Annotated in this window: 13 protein-coding genes; 11 read left to right on the top strand and 2 right to left on the bottom strand. The window is 70.3% G+C overall.

What is annotated here, in order from left to right; translation table 11 throughout:
• The first annotated feature begins 61 nt into the window (after positions 1-61).
• The 9 genes from ACIRRY_RS29330 to ACIRRY_RS29290 are packed head-to-tail and all read left to right on the top strand — an operon-like array spanning position 62 to position 10,163.
• Complete coding sequence (locus ACIRRY_RS29330; protein WP_403978126.1) at positions 62-1,294, top strand: CaiB/BaiF CoA transferase family protein; 1,233 nt, start codon at positions 62-64, stop codon at positions 1,292-1,294.
• Positions 1,295-1,334: 40 nt separating this feature from the next.
• Positions 1,335-2,534 (top strand): cytochrome P450, encoded by a 1,200-nt coding sequence (locus tag ACIRRY_RS29325; RefSeq protein WP_403978123.1) that lies wholly within the window; start codon positions 1,335-1,337, stop codon positions 2,532-2,534.
• Positions 2,535-2,542: 8 nt separating this feature from the next.
• On the top strand, positions 2,543-3,016 hold the full coding sequence (locus tag ACIRRY_RS29320; protein ID WP_403978120.1) for a VOC family protein: 474 nt from the start codon (positions 2,543-2,545) through the stop codon (positions 3,014-3,016).
• On the top strand, positions 3,007-4,131 hold the full coding sequence (locus ACIRRY_RS29315; RefSeq protein ID WP_403978117.1) for an acyl-CoA dehydrogenase family protein: 1,125 nt from the start codon (positions 3,007-3,009) through the stop codon (positions 4,129-4,131). The genes ACIRRY_RS29320 and ACIRRY_RS29315 overlap by 10 nt, the downstream gene beginning before the upstream one ends.
• A 29-nt stretch (positions 4,132-4,160) precedes the next feature.
• Positions 4,161-5,657, top strand: coding sequence for a class I adenylate-forming enzyme family protein (locus ACIRRY_RS29310; RefSeq protein ID WP_403978114.1), 1,497 nt, complete (start codon positions 4,161-4,163; stop codon positions 5,655-5,657).
• A gap of 44 nt (positions 5,658-5,701) precedes the next feature.
• The gene (locus ACIRRY_RS29305) at positions 5,702-6,952 is read left to right on the top strand and encodes a MaoC family dehydratase N-terminal domain-containing protein (protein WP_403978111.1); all 1,251 of its coding nucleotides are present in this window, start codon (positions 5,702-5,704) and stop codon (positions 6,950-6,952) included.
• 32 nt (positions 6,953-6,984) lie between these two features.
• Positions 6,985-7,749, top strand: coding sequence for a crotonase/enoyl-CoA hydratase family protein (locus tag ACIRRY_RS29300; RefSeq protein WP_403978108.1), 765 nt, complete (start codon positions 6,985-6,987; stop codon positions 7,747-7,749).
• A 52-nt stretch (positions 7,750-7,801) separates the two neighbouring features.
• Entirely contained in the window at positions 7,802-8,959 is a 1,158-nt protein-coding gene (locus ACIRRY_RS29295) for a CaiB/BaiF CoA transferase family protein (RefSeq protein ID WP_403978106.1), read from the top strand.
• A gap of 58 nt (positions 8,960-9,017) precedes the next feature.
• Positions 9,018-10,163 (top strand): thiolase family protein, encoded by a 1,146-nt coding sequence (locus ACIRRY_RS29290; protein WP_403978103.1) that lies wholly within the window; start codon positions 9,018-9,020, stop codon positions 10,161-10,163.
• Positions 10,164-10,197: 34 nt separating this feature from the next.
• Here ACIRRY_RS29290 and ACIRRY_RS29285 read toward each other — a convergent pair whose 3' ends face one another.
• A complete protein-coding gene (locus ACIRRY_RS29285; RefSeq protein ID WP_403978100.1) occupies positions 10,198-11,439 on the bottom strand; it encodes a cytochrome P450 in 1,242 nt (413 codons plus the stop codon).
• Positions 11,440-11,589: 150 nt separating this feature from the next.
• Positions 11,590-12,774: an acyl-CoA dehydrogenase family protein gene (locus ACIRRY_RS29280; RefSeq protein WP_403978097.1), complete on the bottom strand. Its 1,185-nt coding sequence runs from the start codon at positions 12,772-12,774 to the stop codon at positions 11,590-11,592.
• Between the two features lie 207 nt (positions 12,775-12,981).
• Between ACIRRY_RS29280 and ACIRRY_RS29275 the strand changes: the two genes are divergently transcribed.
• A complete protein-coding gene (locus ACIRRY_RS29275) occupies positions 12,982-14,454 on the top strand; it encodes a FadR/GntR family transcriptional regulator (protein ID WP_403978094.1) in 1,473 nt (490 codons plus the stop codon).
• Positions 14,455-14,580: 126 nt separating this feature from the next.
• On the top strand, positions 14,581-15,729 hold the full coding sequence (locus ACIRRY_RS29270) for an acyl-CoA dehydrogenase family protein (protein ID WP_403978091.1): 1,149 nt from the start codon (positions 14,581-14,583) through the stop codon (positions 15,727-15,729).
• Positions 15,730-15,731: the final 2 nt, after the last annotated feature.

Below are 15,731 nucleotides of genomic sequence, written 5' to 3'. Positions count from 1 at the left end.
TAGCGAGGTTCGGTCCATACTCGGAGTGCGTGACGGCAGATTGAGTATGAGGAGTTGGTCGATGCGCAGGCCGATGGAGGGCGTACGCGTTCTCGAAGTAGCCCAGTTCACCTTCGTCCCGGCGGCGGGTGCCGTGCTCGCCGACTGGGGCGCCGATGTGATCAAGATCGAGCACGCCGAACGCGGCGACGGACAGAGGGGGTTGGTCCGGGTCCTCGGTTACGACGCCACCAGCGAGGGGTCGTCGTTCTTCCCGATCGTGGAGGGACCCAACCGGGGCAAACGCAGCGTCGGCCTCGCCCTGGAGAAGCCGTCGGCCCGCAAGGCGTTCGAGGAGCTGGTCCGCGGCAGCGACGTGTTTCTCACGAACTTCCTGCCCGGGGCGCGCGCCAAACTGCGCATCGACGTCGAGGACATCCGGGCGATCAACCCGGACATCATCTACGTACGGGGCAGCGGCTTCGGCCCGCGCGGCGACGAGGCCACGAAGGGCGGCTACGACAGCACGGCCTTCTGGGCGCGCGGCGGCAGCGCCGCCGGTGTCACACCGCCGGGCGCGGACCGGATGATCCGGATGCCCGCCGGTGCCTACGGCGACTCGATGGGCGGCATGACGATCGCCGGCGGTATCGCCGCCGCCCTCTACTCCCGTGCGACGACCGGCGAACCGTCCGTGGTGGACGTGTCGTTGATCGGCGTGGGCGCGTGGGCGACCCAGTTCACGGTCAACATGGCGCTGATGAACGGCGGCCCGCTGCCGGTGAACGTCCAGCCCCGGCACGGCTCGCGCACCAACCCGCTGATCGGGGCGTATCTGACCTCGGACGGACGGTGGATCGAACTGTCGATGCTCCAACCCGGCCGGTACTGGGCCGAGTTCTGCAAGCACGCCGGCCGCGGCGAACTCGCCACCGACGAACGCTTCGACAGCACCGAGAAGCTGATGGCCAACGCGGCACCGGCGGCCGACATCGTCGCCGAACTCATCGCGTCCCGCCCCTTCGAGGAGTGGGTCGAGATCCTCTCCCGAGGAGAGGGCCAGTGGTCGGCGGTGCAGAACGCCTGGGAGGTCGGCCAGGACCCCTCACTGCGTGCCAACGGCATGATCGCCCAGGTCGTGGACGCCGACGGCGTGAACCGTGAACTCGTCGCCAACCCCGTCCAGTTCGACGAGACCCCGGCCGACATCACTCGGGCACCGCTGTTCGCGGAACACACCGACGAGGTACTGCGCTCACTCGGCCTCTCCGACGAGGAGCTGATCGCGCTGAAGATCGACGGCGCGGCGACATGAGCGCCGTACCCGACGCGCAGGCCGTACGAAAGGAGCCGTGATGAGCGCGACACTCGAACCCGACGGGACCCACCAGGGCGTCCCCGCCTACCACTTCGACAACCGGCTCGGCGGACCGGTCCTCAGCCACCAGGAACGCTGGGACGAGATCGCCCGCACCCACTCCGGATTCAGGAGCACCATCGCACGCGGGTACTGGGTCGTCACCCAGGGCGCGGCCGTGCAGGAGGCGTTGCAGGACTGGCGGACCTTCTCCAACCAGTCCGTGACGGCGCTGGATCCGGACCCCAGGTTCCTGTGGATCCCGGAGATGCTCGACCCGCCCCAACACACCGCGTGGCGACGCCTGTTGGGCAGCGCCTTCTCGCCCAAGACCGTCGCCGCCCGTGAACCGGAGATCCGCGAGGTCGCGTCCGGACTGATCGACGGGCTGAAGGACAGCGGCTCCGCCGACGTCCTCGACACGTTCGCCCGCCGCTTCCCGACCCTGATCTTCATGCGTCTGATGGGACTGCCCGAGGAGGATCTCCCGCAGTTCCTCGACTGGATCCACGACCTGCTGCACCTGTCCCACGGCGAAGACCCGCACGGCGAACGGCAGTTGAGCGCGATGAACGCCGTGTCGGACTACTTCGAGCAGCAGATCGCGCTGCGCCGCGAGGCACCCCGCGACGACCTGCTGTCCCGCGCCATGACCTGGACGATCGACGACGAGCCGATCAACGACCGGGACATGCACGCGTTCTGCATCCTGCTGTTCCAGGCCGGCTTCGACACGGTCCCGATCTCCATCGGCTGGGCCCTCTACCACTTCGCCACGCATCCGGAACAGCGCAGGGCCGTCGTCGACGACCCCTCGCTGATCCCGACTGCGGTCGAGGAGATCCTCCGCGTCTACTCGTTCGTCGTGCCCGCCCGCAAGGCGACCCGGGACGTCGAGATCGGCGGCTGCCCGGTCAGTGCGGGGGAGATGGTGATGCTCCCGCTCGCGGTCAGCAACCGCGACCCCGAGCGCTTCGACCGGCCCCTCGAAGTGGACCTGCGGCGCAAGGCGACGAACCACATCGCGTTCGGATCGGGCCCGCACCGCTGCCTGGGCTCCCACCTCGCCCGCCTCGAACTCAACGTGGCCGTCGAGGAATGGCACCGGCGCATTCCCGACTACGGGATCACGCCCGGCCAGGACCTCGAACAGCACGGCAACATGTACGGCATCAAGCAGCTCCGGCTGGAGTGGTGAGCGACTCCATGACCTCACCTCTCCACCCAACAGACCTGTACCACACGGGAATTGTGGTCCCGGACGTCGAGGCGGGAAAGGCCTGGTTGACCCGGATCGCGGGTCACCGCTGGACCGAGACCCAGGCCTACGACCTCACCGTGCGCCTGGCCGACGGCGAGCGCGTCCTTCCGCTGCGCTTCGCCTACTCGCTGGACGCCCCGCACCTCGAACTCGTGCAGGAGATCCCGGGAACGCCATGGACCCCGTCCGGGAGCCTGGCCACCCATCACCTCGGCTACTTCTGCGACGACTTGCCCACGACCTCCAAACGGCTGGAGGAGGCGGGCTTCCCGCTGGAGGCCTGCGCGATCGTCGACGGCTCCCCGTCGATCTTCGCCTACCACTTCGACCCGCACGGCATACGCATCGAGATCGTCGACCGCACCCGCATGCCGGACTTCGGTGACTACCTCCGCTCCAAGGCACCGACGTGGCACTGACGTTCACCGAGGAGCAGGAGGAACTCCGTACGACGCTACGGCGGTTCCTCACCGACAAGGCGCCGAGCGCCGCCGTACGTCGTGCGATGGACTCCGACGAAGGCCACGATCCCCGGCTGTGGCGGCAGATGGCCGACCAACTCGGCCTGCACGGGCTCGCGTTGCCGGAGGCGTACGGCGGGTCCGGCGGCGGGCCCGTCGAGTTGGGGATCGTACTGGAGGAGATGGGACGGGCACTGCTGCCGTCGCCGTACTTCGCGACCGTCGCCCTCGCCGGCCAGGCCCTCGCGGCCTCCGGCGACGAGACGGCGAAGGCGCGTTGGCTGCCCGCGATCGCCGACGGCTCGCTGACGGCCACGCTGGCGCTCGCCGAGGCAGGCGGTTCATGGGAGTTGGCGGACATCGAGGCGTCGGCCACGAACGACGGAACGGTGTCCGGCACCAAGATGTTCGTCGTCGACGGCCACACCGCCGACCTGATCCTCGTAACGGCCTGTACCGGCACGGGACTTGGGCTCTTCGCCGTCGACGGTGACGCCCCCGGAGTGACCCGGACCCGGCTGGAGACACTCGACCCGACCCGGCGGCTGGCCCGCGTCGACCTCGACGGCGCGCCCGCGCGACGGGTGGGCCCGGACGGGGACGCGTCGCCGTATCTGCGCACCGTGCTCGACCTCGTGGCGGTGGCACTCGCCGCCGAGCAGGTCGGCGGGGCGCAGGCCTGTCTCGACGCGGCCGTGGCGTACGCCAAGGTACGCGTGCAATTCGGGCGCCCCATCGGCTCGTTCCAGGCGGTCAAGCACAAGTGCGCCGACCTCCTGGTGCAGATCGAGGGCGCCCGGTCGGCGGCCTACCACGCGACAGCCGTGGCCGCCGACGCCTCGCGCGAAGAGCCGCCGTCCGCCGAACTGCCGGTGTCCGCCGCGCTGGCCGCGGCCTGCTGCGCGGACGCCTTCACGCACGCGGCCAAGGAGAACATCCAGATCCACGGTGGCATCGGCTACACGTGGGAGCACGACGCGCATCTGTATCTGAAGCGCGCGAAGTCGTCGGAGCAGTTGTTCGGGGGCCCGGCGACGCACCGGACCCGGTTGGCCGACCTGGTCGGAATCTGAGACCGACGTCCTGTCGAAAGGCTGATCACGTGGGAATTCGCGACCGCCTGTCCCGTCTGCTGGCCGAAGCGCCGACGGCTGCCGAGGCGATCGAGTACGACCGGAACTGGTGGACCTGGGGGCAGGTCCAGCGGACCGCGCGGGGACTGGGCGAGGCACTCGACGCGCTGGGCCTGCCCGTCGGCGCCCGCGTCGGGGTCGTCCTGGAGAACCGCCCCGAACACGTCGCCGTCGTCGCCGCCGTGATCGCCTCCGGGCGCTGTCTGGTCATGCTCAGCCCGCTCCAGCCCGCCGCCCGGCTCGCCGCCGACATCGCCCGCTGCGCACCGCCCGTCGTCGTGTCCGGAGCCGAAGTCCTTGCCCGTGACGGCGTGTTGGACGCGGTGACCGCACACGGCGCGGCCCTTGAGCTGGACACCGACGGGTCGCTACGACCCGCGGGCGGCACGGCACCCGCCGACGCACCGACCCGCCCGGGCATCGCCGTGGAGATGCTCACCTCCGGCACCACCGGCCCCCCGAAACGCGTCCACCTGCGCATCGGCCAACTCGACCAGGCCCTCGTCTCCGGCGGCCAGACCCGGAAGGACGACCGGCTCCTGTCGGAATCGGCGTCCCTCGTGGCCACCCCGCTCGTCCATATCGGCGGCCTGTGGCGGGCGTTGGCCTGCCTCGCCACCGGCCGCCGCATGCTCCTCATGCCGAGATTCGCCGTCGGCCCCTGGGTGAGCGCGGTCGAACGCCACCGGCTCCGCGCGGCGAGCCTCGTCCCGGCCGCGATCCGCGCCGTACTCGACGCGAGCGTCCCGAAGGAACGCCTCGCCACCCTCCAGGTGGTCACCTCCGGCACGGCCCCCTGCCCGCCTGAACTCGCCGACGCCTTCTTCCGCACATACGGCATCCCCGTCCTCATGACCTACGGCGCAACCGAGTTCGCCGGAGCCGTCGCCGGCTGGACCCTCGCACTGCACGACCACTGGTGGCAGCGGAAGGCGGGCAGCGCCGGACGGGCCTTCGCGGGCGTCGAGTTGAGGGTGACCGGCGAGGACGGCGGCGAACTGCCGGTCGGCCGGACCGGTCGGCTCGAAGTCCGCACCGAGCAGAGCACGCACGGCGGCCGGACCTGGGTGAAGACGAGTGATCTCGCGCGGATCGACGCCGACCGGTTCGTGTGGATCGAGGGCCGCGCCGACGACGCCATCATCCGGGGCGGTTTCAAGGTGCAGCCGGAGACCGTCAAACGCGTCCTGGAGACCCACCCGGCGGTACGCGAGGCCGCCGTCGCCGGACTGTCGGACCCGCGGCTCGGTGAAGTGCCGGTCGCGGCGGTCGAGTTGGAGCCGGGGCAGCCCGCGCCGGACGCGTCCGAACTCATCGCCCTGTGCCGTACCCACCTCACCCCGTACGAGGTGCCGGCCCACATCGTCGTCCTCGACGAACTGCCCCGCACCCCGTCGAGCAAGGTGAGCCGCGTCGAACTGCTCGACCTCGTCCGGGCCCGGCTCGCCGAGCACACCAAAGCGTAAGCACCCGAAGGAGTAACTGCGGTGTCCAGCAAGGAGGTTGACCGGTGAGCGATACCGAGGAGAAGGCGGCCGAGCGGTTCGGCGTGCTGACGGACGAGGCGGTCGAACGCTCCCGGCGCCGCCTGGGCGTCCCCCAGCCGCAGCGCAACCCCCCGCACAACTACGAGGTCACGTGGGACGGTTCACGCCACTTCGCCTACGGCTACGGCGACGCCAACCCGCTCTACTGCGACCCCGAGTACGCGGCGAAGACCCGCTGGGGCTCGCTCGTCGCACCGCCCACCTTCCTCTACACGATGGGGGAGGACGCGGCCCCGACACCGGACCCGGAGACCAGGGCCCTGCTCAAGGGGGACCCCTTCGCGGGGCTCGGTTCCTACCAGGCGGTGATGGAGTTCGAGTGGTGGCGTCCCCTTCAACTGGCCGACCGCTGCCGGGTGTTGCAGACCCAGGTCGGCGTCCAGCTCAAGCAGAGCAGCTTCGGCGGACGTACCGCGCACGTCGTCCGCGACTACCTCTACGCCAACGGGCGCGGCGAGATGCACGCCCTGCGACGCGGCACCTGGATCAACGCCGAGCGGCACACGTCGAAGAAGCGGGCCAAGGAGGCACTCGAACAACAGCCGTACCCGCCCGAGCAGTTGGCGGAGATCGACGCCGCGTACGCCGCCGAGACCAGGCGCGGCGCCGAACCCCGCCACTGGGAGGACGTCGAGATCGGCGAGGAACTGCAACCCCGGGTGAAAGGTCCGCTGACCACCACGGACGTGGTCGTCTGGCACCTCGGCTGGGGCATGCAGCTCACCCCGCCCGGCGCCTTCGGGATCGCGGCGGCCGTACGCCGCAAGGCTCCCGGCCTCTACCCGCCCAACCGCCTGGGCGTCCCCGACACCGTGCAACGCCTGCACTGGGAGCCCGAACGGGCCCGGGAACTGGGCCTGCCCAACTCCTACGACTACGGCGGTATGCGCGAGACCTGGCTCTGCCACCTCCTCACCGACTGGATCGGCGACGACGGCTGGCTGTGGAAACTCCGCTGCGAACACCGCAAGTTCAACTACCTCGGCGACACCACCTGGGTGCGCGGCACGGTCGTCGACAAGCAACAGGTCGACGGCCGGAACGAGGTGCACATCGAGGTGCGCTGCGAGAACCAGCGCGGTGAAGTCACCACCCCAGGCAGGGCAGTTGTGCTCCTGCCGACCAGGGAGCGGGCCGTCGGACTTCCCTCGCCGCCCGCACCGGACCTGGACGGCATGGTCGCCCACGGACTGGAGCGGTTCGCGGTCAAGTGATCGGCAATCGAGAACGAGCATCAGGAGGCAGGATGTCGGACGAGGTGCTGGTGGAGCGCCGGGGCGCGGTCCAGGTCATCACGATCAACCGTCCCGCGAAGAAGAACGCGCTCGACGCAGGCGTGGCCGCCGGAGTCGCCGCCGCCGTAGACGAGTTGGACGAGTCGGACGAGCTGCGGGTCGGTGTACTCACCGGCGCGGGGGACACGTTCTCGGCGGGGATGGACCTCAAGGCCTGGCTGCGCGGCGAGAGTCCCGCGATCGAGGGCCGGGGTCTGTGCGGGATCACCATCACCCCGCCGCGCAAACCGCTGATCGCCGCGGTCGAGGGCTGGGCGCTGGCCGGCGGCTTCGAGCTGCTGCTCGCCTGCGATCTTGTCGTGGCGTCCCGCACGGCACGGGTCGGGGTACCGGAGGTGACGCGCTCCCTGGTCGCCCGGGCGGGTGCGGCACTGCGCCTGCCGCAGCGGATCCCGTACGCCATCGCGTTGGAGCTGCTGCTGACCGGCGAGCCCATCACCGCCGTACGCGCGGCCGAGGTCGGACTGGTCAACCGGCTCACGGACGAGGGCGGCGCGCTCGCCGGCGCGCTGGAACTCGCCACGACCATCGCGGCGAACGGCCCCCTCGCCGTCGCCGCGACCAAGCAGATCGCGCAGTCCGCCGCCGAGTGGACGCTGGAGGAGGGCTGGACCCGACAGGCCGAGATCGCGTCGCCGGTGTTCTCGTCCGAGGACGCGCGGGAAGGCGCCGCCGCCTTCGCCGAGAAGCGGCCACCGGTCTGGAAGGGACGCTGACCGCGTCGTAGGCCCGTCAGGATCCTCAACTCAGGCTGCCAGGGAGGGTGTTGTGACTGTTACGACCACAGGACCGCTGTCCGGCTGCCGAGTGGTAGAGCTCGGTGGCATCGGACCGGGCCCGTTCGCCGGCATGCTGCTCGCCGATCTCGGCGCGGAGGTGGTGCGGGTGGACCGGCCCGAGCGGGCGGACGAGCCCGACGCGGGCGGCGCCGGGGACGTGCTCAACAGAGGGAAGCGCTCGGTCGTACTCGACCTGAAACACCCGGCCGGACCCGCCGCCCTCCTCCAACTCGCCGCGCGCGCGGACGTGTTGATCGAGGGCTTCCGCCCGGGCGTCACCGAACGCCTGGGCATCGGACCGCACGAGTGCCTCGCCCGCAACCCACGGCTCGTCTACGGCCGGATGACCGGCTGGGGCCAGACCGGCCCCCTCGCCGCAGCCGCCGGACACGACCTCACCTACATCGCCCTCACCGGCGCGCTCGGCGCGATCGGAGACGCGGCGGGCCCCCCGCAGATACCGCTGAACCTGGTCGGTGACTTCGGGGGCGGCGGCTGCTACCTCGTGATCGGCGTGCTGGCCGCCCTGCATGCCGTCGGGCGCACGGGAGTTGGCCAGGTCGTCGACGCGGCCATCGTCGACGGGACGGCCCATCTCCTCGCCAGCACCTTCGGCAAACTCGGGCGCGGGGTGTGGACCGACGAGCGCGGCACCAACCAACTCGACGGCGGCTGGCCCTTCTACGCCGTCTACGAGACCAAGGACCGTCGGCATGTGGCGGTCGGCGCACTGGAGGCCAAGTTCTACCGGCGCCTGATCGAGCTGCTCAAGCTCGACATCGACCCGGAGCTACAGCACGACCGCTCGACCTGGCCGGAGTTGCGCCGCCGCCTGACCGAACGCTTCGCGGAACACACCCGCGACGAATGGGCGGCCCTGTTCGAGGGCACCGACGCCTGCGTCGCACCCGTCCTCGGCCTCACCGAGGCGGCGGCACACCCTCAACTGGCGGCGCGCGGGAGCCTGTTCACGCGTGATGGTGTCGTCCAACCCGCCGCGGCACCCCGATTCTCGGCAACACCGTCGAGCCCGGGACCGGCCGCGCCACCCGTAGGCGCGGACACCCGCGCCGTGCTCCGGGACTGGGAGATCGCCGACGCCGACGCACTCGTCGACAGCGGCGCCGCCGTCCAGTTCCCCCACTGATTCCCGCTGATCCCCACCGATGCCCTCTGATTCCCTCAGCGACCGAGAGGACCCTGCCATGCCCGAGGCCGTCATCGTCGACGCCGTCCGCACGCCCATCGGCAAGCGCAACGGCTCCCTGGCCGCCGTACACGCGGCCGATCTGTCGGCACATGTGCTCACCGCGCTGGTGGAACGCACCGGCGTGGACCCCGGCACCATCGACGACGTGATGTGGGGCTGCGTGACCCAGGTCGGCGACCAGTCCAGCAACATCGCCCGGTTCGCCGCCCTCGCCGCGGGCTGGCCCGAACATGTGCCCGGCGTGACCATCAACCGGGCCTGCGGCTCCAGCCAACAGGCAGTCGACTCCGCCGCGCACGCCGTCATGGCGGGCCAGTACGACCTGGTCGTGGCCGGCGGCGTGGAGACCATGACCAGGGTCCCGCTCGGCTCGCACCGGACCACCGGCCAGCCGTACGGACCCGCCGTCCTGGCCCGCTACGACGGCTTCCAGTTCAGCCAGGGCGTCGGCGCCGAGCTGATCTCCGAGCGGTGGGGCCTCAGCCGCACCCGGCTCGACGAGTTCGCCTCCGAGTCGCACGCCAAGGCCGCCGCCGCGATCGACTCGGGGATCTTCGACGACCACATCGTGCCCATCGAGGTCGACGGCACCAAGTTCACCGTCGACGAGGGCCTGCGGCGCGGCACTTCGGTCGACACCCTCGCCGGACTCAAGCCGTCGTTCAAGGAGGACGGCGTGATCCACGCCGGAAACGCCTCCCAGATCTCCGACGGCGCCGCCGCGCTTCTCATCACCACTCCCGAACGGGCGAGGGAGTTGGGCCTCAAGCCGATCGCCCGCTACCACTCGGGCGCGGTCAGCGGCGCGGACCCGATCATGATGCTGACGGGTCCGATCCCGGCGACGGAGAAGGTGCTGCGCAGGTCCGGCCTGTCCATCGAGGACATCGGCGCCTTCGAGGTCAACGAGGCCTTCGCACCAGTGCCGTTGGCTTGGCTGGCCGAGACCGGCGCCGACCCCGAGCGGCTCAACCCGCTCGGCGGAGCGATCGCGGTCGGCCATCCGCTCGGCGGCTCCGGCGCCATCCTGATGACCCGGCTGCTCGCCCGGATGCGCCAACGCAACCTGCGCTACGGCCTCCAGACGATGTGCGAAGGGGGCGGCACGGCCAACGCCACGATCATCGAACTGCTCCCGTGACCTGCCGGACGCCCCCTGCACTCCTACGAGGGATTCACCAGGCGACCGGCAACTCGTAGATGCCGTACGCCTGGGAGTCCTCCTTGAACTTCAACTCCGAGACGTCGACGGCGAGTCGGAGCGTCGGGATCCGGCGGAACAACGTACTGAAGACGACGTGGAGTTCGATGCGCGCGAGCTGCTGGCCCACGCACTGGTGCGGGCCCCAGCCGAACGCGTGATGGTGGGCCGCGCTGCGCGTGAGGTCGAGCTTCTCGGGGTCGGGGAACGCCTGCGGGTCCCAGTTGGCGGCCGGCAGCGACGCGATGACGCCCTCGCCCGCACGGATGATCTCGCCGTCGATCTCGATGTCGTCGAGGACGGCCCTGCGTGCCAGCAGATGCGGGATGGTGAGGTAGCGCAGCAGCTCCTCGGTCGTGCTCGCCACGTACTTCGGATCGTCGGAGTGCTCGCGCAGGTCCGCCAGTTGGTCCGGGTGCTGGAGCAGCAGTGCGGTGCCCAGCGTGATCATGTTGGCGCTGGTGTCGTGGCCGGCGACGAGCAGGATGTGCCCCAGGGGGGCGGCTTCCTTCAGGGAGAGGTCGCCCGCCTTGACGCGCGTGGCGAGGTCGGAGAGGACGTCCTCCCCGGGGTCGTCCATCTTGCCCTCGATGAGCTCGGAGATGTAGGCGACCAGGGTCGCCGTGCTCTCCGCCGCCCGCTCCGGGGTCTTGAACCGCGCGTTGGTGACTCCCGCGTGCTCCTGGAAGAACTCGTGGTCGTCGTACGGCACCCCGAGGAGCGCGCAGATCATCAGTGACGGCAGGGGCAGTGACAGAACCTGGTTGAGGTCGACCGGCTGGGGACCGGCCAGCATCCTGTCGATCAGGTCGTCGGTGATCCGCTGGATCTCCGGGCGGATCTTCTCCATCCGGTGCCGGGTGAAGGAACTCGTCAGCATCCGGCGCCACCGGGCGTGTTCGGCCCCGTCGGTATTGTTGATCGACAGCCGTACATCTGCCGCGTGCGCCTTCATCGCCTCGGTCGTGTGCGGATATCCGGGCGCGCCGATATTCGCGCTGAGCCGGGGATCGGTCAGCAACTGCCGCTGGGCCGCGTGGGTCGTGACGACCCACGGGGTCGTACCGTCCCAGGTCTTCGCCCGCACGAGGGCCTTGTCCGAGTCGTGCAGCTTCAGCAGACCCGGCGGCGGCGCGAACGGGCACTGGCCCGATCGGGGCGACGGGTACTCCGGCAGTTCCTCGGAGACGTCGGTTCCGGCCACGCTCTCGGTCATGGTTCTGTCGTCCTCTCGTCGGCCCCACACCTGACGGAACCATACGTCGACCGATCGGTACAATCAATCTCCCGGAAACCTTTAAGGGGCCGGTGGCGAAATGTGTGTGGCATATATTGACCGAGTGGTCCATTTGCCCGTCCGGGCGGATCAGCGAGGCTCCCGCGGCATCCCGAGCCCCCGCTCGGCCACCTGCGTCCGCAGCACCTCGTTCGCCCCGCCCGCGATCGTGTACGCCCGCGAGTACAGATGCGCGTCCTGCCACCAGCCATCCGCCACGGCGTCCTCGTCGCCCTCGACCAGCAGCCCGTCCGTGCCCTGGAGGCCCACGCCGAAGTCGACCAGGTCGTGATTCAGCTCGCTGAAGAAGATCTTGCCGAGCAGGGCGTCGGTGGGCCCTTCCGTGTCGTGCAGCATGCGTGACTGCGCGAGACCGATCAGTGCGGCGTTCACCTGCACCCGGGTGGCCAACTCGCCGATCGCCTGCCGGGTCGCGGAGTCGTCGAGCGCGGGCCCGCCGGCCACCGTCGTACGGGCGGCGAGACGCAGCAAGTCGTCGAGTACGGCGACCAGTTCGACCCCGCGCGCTGCCACACCGGAACGTTCGTGGCCGAGGCTGCTCATCGCCACCCGCCAACCGTCGTTCACCCGGCCGATCACGTTCGCGGCCGGGATGCGGACGCCGTCCAGGAACACCTCGTTGAAGTCGGTGGTCCCGGTGATCTCCCGCAGCGGGCGGATGTCGACGCCCGGGCTGCGCAGATCGAGGGCGAACGCCGTGATGCCCTTGTGCTTCGGGGCCTCGCGGTCGGTACGCGCGAGCAGGTAACCCATGTCGGCGTGCTGGCCGTTGGTCGTCCACACCTTCTGACCGTCCACGACGAACACCGCGTCGTCGCCCTCGCCCTCGCGGACCGCCCGTGTCCGCAGGGCCGCCAGGTCGCTGCCCGCCTCGGGCTCGCTGAAGAGCTGGCACCACACGTCCTCGCAGGAGCGGATGCGGGGCAGAAAACGCGCCCGCTGCTCGTCGGTGCCGAACTCCAGCAGCGCGGCCGAGGCCAGCGAGGCGGCGCCGATCGGCTGCCAGGTCCGGGCGCGGGCGATCTCCTCGGCCACGACGGACGGCTCCAGCGGATGCGCGTCGGGACGGCCGCCGTACTCGGCCGGCCAGTCGATCCCGAGGAAGCCCGCCTCGTACAGCTTGGCGGTCCACTCCCGGATCGCCGGCATCAACTCCGGCTCCGGTGCGCGTACTCCCGCATGGGTCTTGATGCCCGGGGCGTGCTCCGCGACGAAGGCGCGCACCTTCCTCCGGAACGCTTCGAGCTCGGGCATGGACTCCAGTCGCATCGCTGTCGGCTCCCTGTTCTCGTGCCGCGGCCCAGAAATGAGGTTACTCTAACCGGGCAGATCACCCGGTTGCCAGAGTCCGAGACCCTAAAAAGTGGCCTCAACTTGGTTCCAGGTGCCCGAACGGCACGCCTCCGGCCCAGGTGACGAATAGACTGGGGATCCGCAATATCCGCCCCAGAGGAGTTGGCCATGGCGACTGCCGTCGACCGCGAGCCCGCCGACGGCGAGACCGGTGTCCCGGTCGGCAAGCTGGCCGCGCAGACCGCCCGCCGTATCGAGGCGACCGTGATCCGCCAAGGCTGGCCGGTGGGCGAGTCGTTGGGCTCCGAGGTGGACCTGCGGGAGCGGCTCGGCGTGAGCCGTGCGGTGCTCCGTGAGGCGGTGCGGCTCGTCGAGCACCACCAGGTGGCCAGGATGCGGCGCGGCCCGAACGGTGGCCTGATCGTCTGCGCGCCCGACGCCGGACCGGCCACCCGCGCCATGGTGATCTACCTCGAATACGTCGGCACGAGCGTCACCGACCTGCTCCAGGCCCGCCTCCTGCTGGAGCCGATCGCCGCCGGGCTGGCCGCCGACCGCATCACCGAGGAGGGCATCGACACCCTCCGGACCACGCTCGACGCCGAACTCGACCACTGGGACGAACCCGGCGTCCACTCGCAGGACCCCCTCCACCCCGTGCTCGGCCGGTTGTCCGGCAACCCGGTACTGCACCTGTTCGTCGATGTGCTCACCCGGCTCACCGCCCGTTACGCGCACACCTCCCGCCGTATCTCCAAGGCCGAGATGCACGCGGCCAAGGACATCTCGCACCGTGCGCACAAAGCCGTCATCGATGCCGTCATCGCCGACGACGGAGCCCGCGCCCAGACGGAGTTGACCGCGCATCTGGAGTCGGTGGCCGGCTGGATCGAGAAGCACCGGGTGCGGCGCGGGCAGCGGATCGCGGGCAATGTCGTCGAGCCCGAACTGGTTGAGGGCCCGCGGGCCAAGCTCGCCGAGGTGGTCGCGGCCCGCATCCACGACGACATCGCCGCGCGCGGCTGGCAGACCGGCTTGGTGCTCGGCTCGGAGGCCGACCTGCTCGCCCGCTACTCGATCAGTCGGGCCGTACTGCGGGAAGCCGTACGGCTGTTGGAGTACCACTCGGTCGCCCGGATGCGCCGCGGCCCCGGCGGTGGACTGATCGTCACCGAGCCCGAGCCGCAGGCCAGCATCGACACCATGGCGCTGTTCCTGGAGTACCAGGGCGTCACCGCCGACGACCTGCGGATCGTCCGCAACGCCATCGAACTCGGCATCGTCGCCCGGGTCACCGCCCGAGTCGCGGAAGGCGACAAAGAGGTGACCGAACGGCTCGGCAAGGCTGTCCGCTGGAGCACGGAGGGCCCCGCCGACGACCCGCGCAAGGCCGACCTCTTCCACACCGAACTGGCCGCGCTCTCCGACAACCCGGTGCTGTCGCTGTTCCTGTCGATCATCACCGAGCTGTTCCGCCGCCACGCCTCGGGCCATGACCGCCCGCTGCCCGGCGACACGGCGGCGGACGAGGTCCAGCACGTCCACCAGCGGATTCTCGACGCCATCGTCGAGGGCGACGCCGGGGTGGCCCGGCACCGGATGCGCCGCCACCTGGACGCGCTGATCCCCTGGTGGCACTGATTCCCTGACAGCCAACCGGCAACGCCCCTGTGCGGCCTTCGGGCTCATGGGGGCGTTCTGCTGAACCGGGCTGTGTCGGGCGAGGCTAATTAGGTATACTGAATAGGTCGAGCCGAAGGAGATCCGATGCGCCGGACCCTGTTCGAAGAGACCCATGAGGACTTCCGTCTGCTGGTCCGTGACTTCATCGCCCGCGAGGTGGTCCCGTCGTACGAGGACTGGCGGCGCGCCGGACTCGTCCCCCGCGACCTGTTCACCGCGCTGGGCAAGCTCGGCATCATCGGCACGGCGATCCCGGAGGAGTACGGCGGGGGCGGCCAGGACGACTACCGCTACAACGCCGTGATCCAGGAGGAGTGCGCGCGGGCCTGCGTCACACTCGGCGGCCTGCGCACCCATCTGGACATCGTCGTCCCGTACTTCACGGGCCTGGCCGATGCCGAGCAACGGGCGCGCTGGCTACCGGGGTTGGCCTCCGGCGAGCTGTACACCGCGATCGCGATGAGCGAGCCCGCGACCGGCTCCGACCTCGCCGGCATCACGACCAGGGCGGTCCGCGCCGGCGACCACTTCGTCCTCAACGGTGCCAAGACCTTCATCACCGGCGGCCACCACGCCGACCTGGTGATCGTCGTCGCCCGCACCACCGTGGACCCCGGCAACCGGCGCGCCGGTCTCTCCCTCCTGGTGGTGGAGAAGGACATGCCCGGCTTCACCGTCGGGCGCAAGCTGGAGAAGATCGGCCTGGCCGTCCAGGACACCGTGGAACTCGCCTTCGACGACGTCCGCGTGCCCGCCGCCAACCTCCTCGGCGAGGAAGGCGCGGCGTTCACCCTCCTCGGCCGCAACCTCGCCCAGGAACGCCTGGCCATCGCGGTCGGCGCGGTCGCCCAGGCCCGTACGGCGATCGACCTGACCGTCTCCTACGTCCGCGACCGGAACGTGTTCGGAAAACCGCTGGCCCAGTTCCAGAACACGAAGTTCGAACTCGCCGCCCTGGACGCCGAGTTGACGGCCGCGCAGGCCTTGCTGGACGCGGCGATCGCCGCGCTCGTCGCGGGCGGACTGGACCCTGTGGACGCGGCACGCACCAAGCTGTTCTGCACCGAGACGCAGGGGCGCGTGGTCGACCGCTGTCTCCAACTGCACGGCGGCTACGGCTACATCCTCGAATCCCCGATCGCCCGCCTGTACGCGGACGCCCGTGTGACCCGTATCTACGGCGGCACCAGCGAGGTCATGAAGCTCATCATCAGCAAGTCCCTGGGCCTTTAGAA

This window comes from Streptomyces sp. NPDC101776, from assembly GCF_044766845.1.
Taxonomy (GTDB): domain Bacteria; phylum Actinomycetota; class Actinomycetes; order Streptomycetales; family Streptomycetaceae; genus Streptomyces.
The sequence above is the reverse complement of the archived record's forward strand: the minus strand, read 5'-3'. Positions and strand labels throughout refer to the sequence as shown.

Excerpts from the sequence above, each read along its gene's own strand:
- ACIRRY_RS29330 (WP_403978126.1), top strand. The coding sequence starts at position 62 with ATGCGCAGGCCGATGGAGGGCGTACGCGTTCTCGAAGTAGCCCAGTTC.
- ACIRRY_RS29325 (WP_403978123.1), top strand. The coding sequence starts at position 1,335 with ATGAGCGCGACACTCGAACCCGACGGGACCCACCAGGGCGTCCCCGCC.
- ACIRRY_RS29320 (WP_403978120.1), top strand. The coding sequence starts at position 2,543 with ATGACCTCACCTCTCCACCCAACAGACCTGTACCACACGGGAATTGTG.
- ACIRRY_RS29300 (WP_403978108.1), top strand. The coding sequence starts at position 6,985 with ATGTCGGACGAGGTGCTGGTGGAGCGCCGGGGCGCGGTCCAGGTCATC.
- ACIRRY_RS29290 (WP_403978103.1), top strand. The coding sequence starts at position 9,018 with ATGCCCGAGGCCGTCATCGTCGACGCCGTCCGCACGCCCATCGGCAAG.
- ACIRRY_RS29285 (WP_403978100.1), bottom strand. The coding sequence starts at position 11,439 with ATGACCGAGAGCGTGGCCGGAACCGACGTCTCCGAGGAACTGCCGGAG.
- ACIRRY_RS29280 (WP_403978097.1), bottom strand. The coding sequence starts at position 12,774 with ATGCCCGAGCTCGAAGCGTTCCGGAGGAAGGTGCGCGCCTTCGTCGCG.
- ACIRRY_RS29275 (WP_403978094.1), top strand. The coding sequence starts at position 12,982 with ATGGCGACTGCCGTCGACCGCGAGCCCGCCGACGGCGAGACCGGTGTC.
- ACIRRY_RS29270 (WP_403978091.1), top strand. The coding sequence starts at position 14,581 with ATGCGCCGGACCCTGTTCGAAGAGACCCATGAGGACTTCCGTCTGCTG.